Source organism: Verminephrobacter aporrectodeae subsp. tuberculatae At4 (genome assembly GCF_000193225.1).
GTDB classification, from domain to species: Bacteria; Pseudomonadota; Gammaproteobacteria; order Burkholderiales; family Burkholderiaceae_C; genus Acidovorax; species Acidovorax aporrectodeae.
Window position 1 is genome coordinate 1 of sequence record NZ_AFAL01000049.1, and the last position, 5,164, is coordinate 5,164.

Sequence of the window (5,164 nt, forward strand, 5' to 3'; positions counted from 1 at the left end):
GTGTTCAAGAGCGTGGTCGAATGCGGCGGCATGGCGGCCGCCGAGCTTGAGCTGAATATCGGCGCGAGCACCGTGAGCCGCCACATGAAAGACCTGGAGACGCGCCTGGGCCTGACGCTGTGCCGCCGCGGCCGGGGAGGATTTGCGCTCACCGCCGAAGGCCAGCGGGTGTACGACGAGACCCTGCGCTTGCTGGCCTCGGTGCGCGGCTTTCGCGACAGCATCGACGACATCCACTGCCGCATGGGCGGGCAATTGGCGGTGGCCATTTTCGACAAGACGGCGAGCAACCCGGCGGCGCGCATCGGCCAGGCCATCGCCGCCTTCAGCGCCGCGGCGCCGGATGTGCAGTTGCAACTGCACGTGGGCTCGATCAACGCCATCGAGCGCGGTGTCATCGACGGCAGCTACCAAGTAGGAATCATCCCCGCGCACCGCAACTCGCACAGCCTGGCCTACGCCAACCTGTTTGCCGAGTCCATGTTGCTGTACTGCGGAGCGGACCACCCGCTGTTTGGTGCGTCCACACCCCCCGCCGGTTGGCAGGCGGTGCGCCACTACCAATTTGCCGGGCTGGGCTACCACTCGCCGAACATGGAACTGAGCCACCAGGCCCAGCTGCGGCGCGCGGCCACCGGTTTTGACCAGGAGTCCATCGCCACGCTGATCCTGTCGGGCCGCTTTCTCGGTTTCTTGCCGGACCACTACGCCGAGGCGTTCGAGCGCCAGGGCCGCATGCAGGCCGTGAACCCGGCGCTGTTTCGCTACAACTGCCAGTTCGTGAGCCTGATGCGCCGCTCGCTCGTACCCGCCAGAGCGGCGCAGGCGTTTGCCCAGTGTCTGCAAGATGCGCACACGGCAGGCTGATGGGGCCACGCCCCGGATGCACACGGCGCATCCCACCGGGCGTGCTCCTGCCACGCAGCGTCTGCGCAGCCGGCGCCCGGTCCGGATCAGGGATCGGTCTCAGGAGTACACCGGAGGCTCGCCCTCGGGCCGCGTCTTGAAGCGCTTGTGCACCCAGTAGTACTGGCCCGGCGCGGCGTCGATGTAGGTTTGCAGCCGCGCATTCATCTGCGCCGTATCGGCCTCGGCGTCGGCGCTCGGATAGTCGGGCCAGGCGGGCGTGATTTCGGCGCAGTAGCCGGCGCGGGTGAGGCGCGTGACCATTGCAATCACCTTCGCCCGCCCCAGCCGCGCAAAGCGCGGGAGCGAGGGCAGCGTGGCGGCCGCAACGCCGTAGAACGGAACGAACAGCGAGTCGTTGCGGCCAAAGTCCATGTCCGGCAGCAGATACAGCAGGCCCCCCCGGCGCAGATTCTCGATGATGGGTTTCACACTGCCGCTGCGGTTGAGCATGCGCACATTGCCAAAGCGCTGGCGGCCCGCGCGCAACCAGGCGTCGACTGCCGGGCTGGGGTGGGTGGAGAAGATCGACGTGAACGCCCGCGACGTATGCAGCGTCAGCGCCGAGCCTCCGGCATCCATGCCGTAGAAATGCGGCGCAAAGATGATGCAGGGGGCATCGCCCTGCAATTCCTCCAATGCGCCCTGCAATTGCACGCGCCGCAGCACCACGTCCGCCGGCGCGAGCCACAGCCAGCTGCGGTCCAGCCACGACTGGCAGAACAGCACAAAGGTTTCGCGCGCCCATTGGCGGCGCTGCCGCGCGCTGGCCTGCGGGTAGCACAGGGCCAGATTGCGCAATGCCACGCGGCGGCGCGGCACGGCCAGCGCGTACAGAACGCGCCCGATGAACCAGCCCATGCCGCGCAGCACGGGCAGCGGCAGGCGCGCCAGCACCCGCATGAACCATACCCCCAGGCGCCCCGTCATGCGTCCACCCCGGCAGAAGAAGGGGGCACGGCGCGCGGTGGCTTGTAGCGGCCGTAGCCCCAGAGGTACTGCCCGGGGCATTGGCGAATGAGGTATTCCATGGCCTGATTGATTTGCAAGACGGCGGCCTCCAACGGGGCTGACAGCGGCTGCGCCAGCGGTTCGAAATAGGTGACGAAACCACGGCCCCAGGCCAGGCGCTCGCAGCGCGCCAGCACGATGGCAGCGCCCGTCTGCTGCGCCAGGCGCACGGCCAGGGTCATGGTGTAGGCGTCGCGGCCGAAGAAGGGCGTCCATTGACCCTGCCCCTGCGGCGGCACTTGGTCGGGCAGCAGGCCCACGGCCTCGCCACGGCGCAGCGCCCGGATCATCTGGCGCACGCCCGCGAGCGTGGTGGGCAGCAGCAGCACGCCGGGCCGGTTGCGCGCGGTTTCCATCAGCTTGGCCAACCAGGCCTGGCGTGCGGGGCGGTAGAGCGCGGTGATCGGTCCGTGCTCGGCGCCCCAGCGCTGCGCGATCGCCTGCACCACGATCTCGAAACAGCCCTGGTGCGGTGAGAGGAACACGATGCCGCGCCCGGCCGCGTAGGCCCGCTCCACGCAGGACTCGCCCTCCAGGTGGCAGGACAGCGGCGCCCCCAGCCACAGGCGCGGCAGTTCGGCCACCATGCGGCCCGCATGCGCCACGGCGGCGCGCACGGCGCGAAACGGATAGCCCGCGAGCGCCGAATGCGCGCGAAAGCGGCGCCGGTACGTGGGCGACGCACAGAACGCCACCCAGCCCAAGGCTGCGCCCAGCGCATGCAAAAACCACAGTGGAAACACGGAAAGAAATCGGAAAACGACTGGCATTAGAATGGCAGGGTCGCTGAGTTAAATGAGCAACTTGCAGGGCGACGTTAAAAAAATCTGCTAAAGCGTTCGCCAAAGCTCCCACGGAGTCAGGGCAACGCCCCAAATACCGAAACCCAGGAGTTTATTCAAATGGCGAACGACTTTCTCTTCACCTCGGAATCCGTCTCCGAAGGCCACCCCGACAAGGTAGCCGACCAGATCTCGGACGCCATCCTGGACGCGGTCTTCCGGCAGGACCCCGAAAGCCGCGTCGCTGCCGAGACACTGGTCGGCACCGGCCTCGTGGTGCTGGCCGGCGAAATCAGCACCAAGGCGCACGTGGACTACACCCAGGTGGCGCGCGACACCATCCGGCGCATCGGCTACGACAACACCGACTATGGAATCGACCACAAGGGCTGCGCCGTGCTCGTGGCCTACGGCAAGCAGAGCGGGGACATCGCCCAGGGCGTGGACCACGCAAGCGACGACCCCTTGAACACCGGCGCCGGCGACCAGGGCCTGATGTTCGGCTACGCCTGCGACGAAACGCCCGAGTTCATGCCCGCGCCGATCTACTACGCGCACCGCCTGGTCGAACGCCAGGCCCAGTTGCGCAAGGACGGCCGCCTGCCCTTTCTGCGCCCCGACGCCAAGAGCCAGGTCACGCTGCGCTACGTGGACGGCAGGCCGCACAGCATCGACACCGTGGTGCTCTCCACCCAGCACGACCCCGACCAGTCGGAGACCGCGACCAGGATGAAGCAAAGTTTCATCGACGCGGTCGTCGAGGAAATCATCCGGCCCGTGCTGCCCAAGGAATGGCTGCTGCCGCACACGCGCTACCTGATCAACCCCACCGGCCGCTTCGTCACCGGCGGCCCGCAGGGCGACTGCGGCCTCACGGGCCGCAAGATCATCGTCGACACCTACGGCGGTGCCTGCCCGCACGGCGGCGGCGCGTTCAGCGGCAAGGACCCGACGAAGGTAGACCGCTCGGCAGCCTACGCCGCGCGCTACGTGGCCAAGAACATCGTGGCCGCGGGCTTGGCGCGCCAGTGCCAGATCCAGGTGGCGTATGCCATCGGGGTTGCCCGGCCCATGAACATCACCGTGTACACCGAGGGCACGGGCGTCATCGCTGACGAGCGCATTGCCGCGCTGGTCAGCGAACATTTCGATCTGCGCCCCAAGGGCATCATCCAGATGCTCGACCTGCTGCGCCCGATCTACGAAAAGACCGCCGCCTACGGCCATTTCGGACGCGAAGAACCCGAGTTCACTTGGGAGCGAACGGACAAGGCCGGTGCCCTGCGTGCGGCAGCCGGCCTGTAAGCTGCGCGGCGCCGGCGCGCAGGTCCCGCGCGGCGGACCGGAGACATATGTACGACACCGCCATCTGCATCGGGCGTTTCGAGCCCGTCCACAACGGCCACTTGGCCCTGCTGCGGCGCGCACTCGACAGCGCGCCGCAGGTCATCGTGGTACTGGGCTCGGCCTGGCAGGCACGCTCGCTCAAGAACCCTTTCACCTGGCAGGAACGCGAAGCCATGCTGCGCGCTGCCCTGCCCGCCGCAGCCAACGCCCGCGTGCAAACGCTGGCCGTGCGTGACCACTACAACGAAGCCCTGTGGGTCAACGCCGTGCGCCAGGGCGTGGCCCGGATCACGGCAGGCGGAGCGCGCACCGCTCTGGTGGGGCATTTCAAGGACGCCACGAGCAGCTACCTGGACGCATTCCCGGGCTGGGAACTGATCCCTGTGCCGCGCCAGGGCCGAATCGACGCCGCCGCGATCCGCGACGCGTACTTTGGCGCGACGCCCGACACCGTGCGCCCTGCGCTCGCCCCCCTGGCCAACGAGATTCCCCCAAGCACCCTCGCGGCGCTGGAACGCTTCGCACAAACCCCGCAATACCCCGCCCTGCAAGAGGATTGGCGCATGCTGCGCGGCTGCCGCCAGTCCTGCACGCCCGTATTCGTGGCAGTGGGCGCCGTGCTGCGCTGCCAGGACCAGGTGCTGCTGATGCGCCGCGCCAGCGCCCCCGGGAAGGGGCTGCTGGCCGTTCCCGAAGGCTGCATCGCGCCGCGTGAAACCGTGTGGCAATCGTGCCTGCGCGCGTTGCGCGAGGAAGCCCGCTGCACGCTGCCCGAAGCCGCCCTGCGCGCCGCATTCCGGTCCATGGCCGTATTCGACCACCCCGAGCGCAGCCAGCGCGGACGCACCCTGGCGCACGCGCATTATTTCGACCTTGGAACGTCGGCCTTCCCCACGGCGCAGACCGGCGACGCTGCGTTGCAACTGCCATGGACTCCGATCGTGCAACTGGCGGCCATGGAGGAGGAATTCTTCGAAGACCACTTCCACATCCTGGATCACTTCCTGTCCATCACCACCGGCTGAGAAACACCCATGCGGCCATGGCTGCAAACAAATCGGCGCTGAAAAGCATGCGGGGTGACGCCCCCCCGAAACAGTTGCACAAAGACAAACCCC

General features: G+C 67.9%; 5 protein-coding genes. 3 read left to right on the forward strand and 2 right to left on the reverse strand.

Translation table 11 applies throughout. The features are described from left to right. The coding region (locus VTU_RS0102010; RefSeq protein WP_029554020.1) for a LysR family transcriptional regulator at nucleotides 1-867 on the forward strand (867 nt) is incomplete at its 5' end. Nucleotides 868-966: 99 nt separating this feature from the next. Here VTU_RS0102010 and VTU_RS0102015 read toward each other — a convergent pair. Further along, complete coding sequence (locus VTU_RS0102015) at nucleotides 967-1,836, reverse strand: LpxL/LpxP family acyltransferase (RefSeq protein ID WP_010100233.1); 870 nt, start codon at nucleotides 1,834-1,836, stop codon at nucleotides 967-969. Next, the gene (locus VTU_RS0102020) at nucleotides 1,833-2,687 is read right to left on the reverse strand and encodes a lysophospholipid acyltransferase family protein (protein ID WP_010100235.1); all 855 of its coding nucleotides are present in this window, start codon (nucleotides 2,685-2,687) and stop codon (nucleotides 1,833-1,835) included. The genes VTU_RS0102015 and VTU_RS0102020 overlap by 4 nt, the downstream gene beginning before the upstream one ends. Before the next feature lie 132 nt (nucleotides 2,688-2,819). On the opposite strand from VTU_RS0102020, the gene metK reads away from it, so the two are divergent. After that, on the forward strand, nucleotides 2,820-4,004 hold the full coding sequence (metK, locus tag VTU_RS0102025; protein ID WP_010100236.1) for a methionine adenosyltransferase: 1,185 nt from the start codon (nucleotides 2,820-2,822) through the stop codon (nucleotides 4,002-4,004). Nucleotides 4,005-4,051: 47 nt separating this feature from the next. Then, nucleotides 4,052-5,071 (forward strand): adenylyltransferase/cytidyltransferase family protein, encoded by a 1,020-nt coding sequence (locus VTU_RS0102030; protein ID WP_010100237.1) that lies wholly within the window; start codon nucleotides 4,052-4,054, stop codon nucleotides 5,069-5,071. Nucleotides 5,072-5,164: the final 93 nt, after the last annotated feature.

Bases quoted from the DNA above. Each gene is read 5' to 3' on its own strand.
- VTU_RS0102015 (WP_010100233.1), bottom strand. From the start codon at position 1,836: ATGACGGGGCGCCTGGGGGTATGGTTCATGCGGGTGCTGGCGCGCCTG.
- VTU_RS0102020 (WP_010100235.1), bottom strand. From the start codon at position 2,687: ATGCCAGTCGTTTTCCGATTTCTTTCCGTGTTTCCACTGTGGTTTTTG.
- metK (WP_010100236.1), top strand. From the start codon at position 2,820: ATGGCGAACGACTTTCTCTTCACCTCGGAATCCGTCTCCGAAGGCCAC.
- VTU_RS0102030 (WP_010100237.1), top strand. From the start codon at position 4,052: ATGTACGACACCGCCATCTGCATCGGGCGTTTCGAGCCCGTCCACAAC.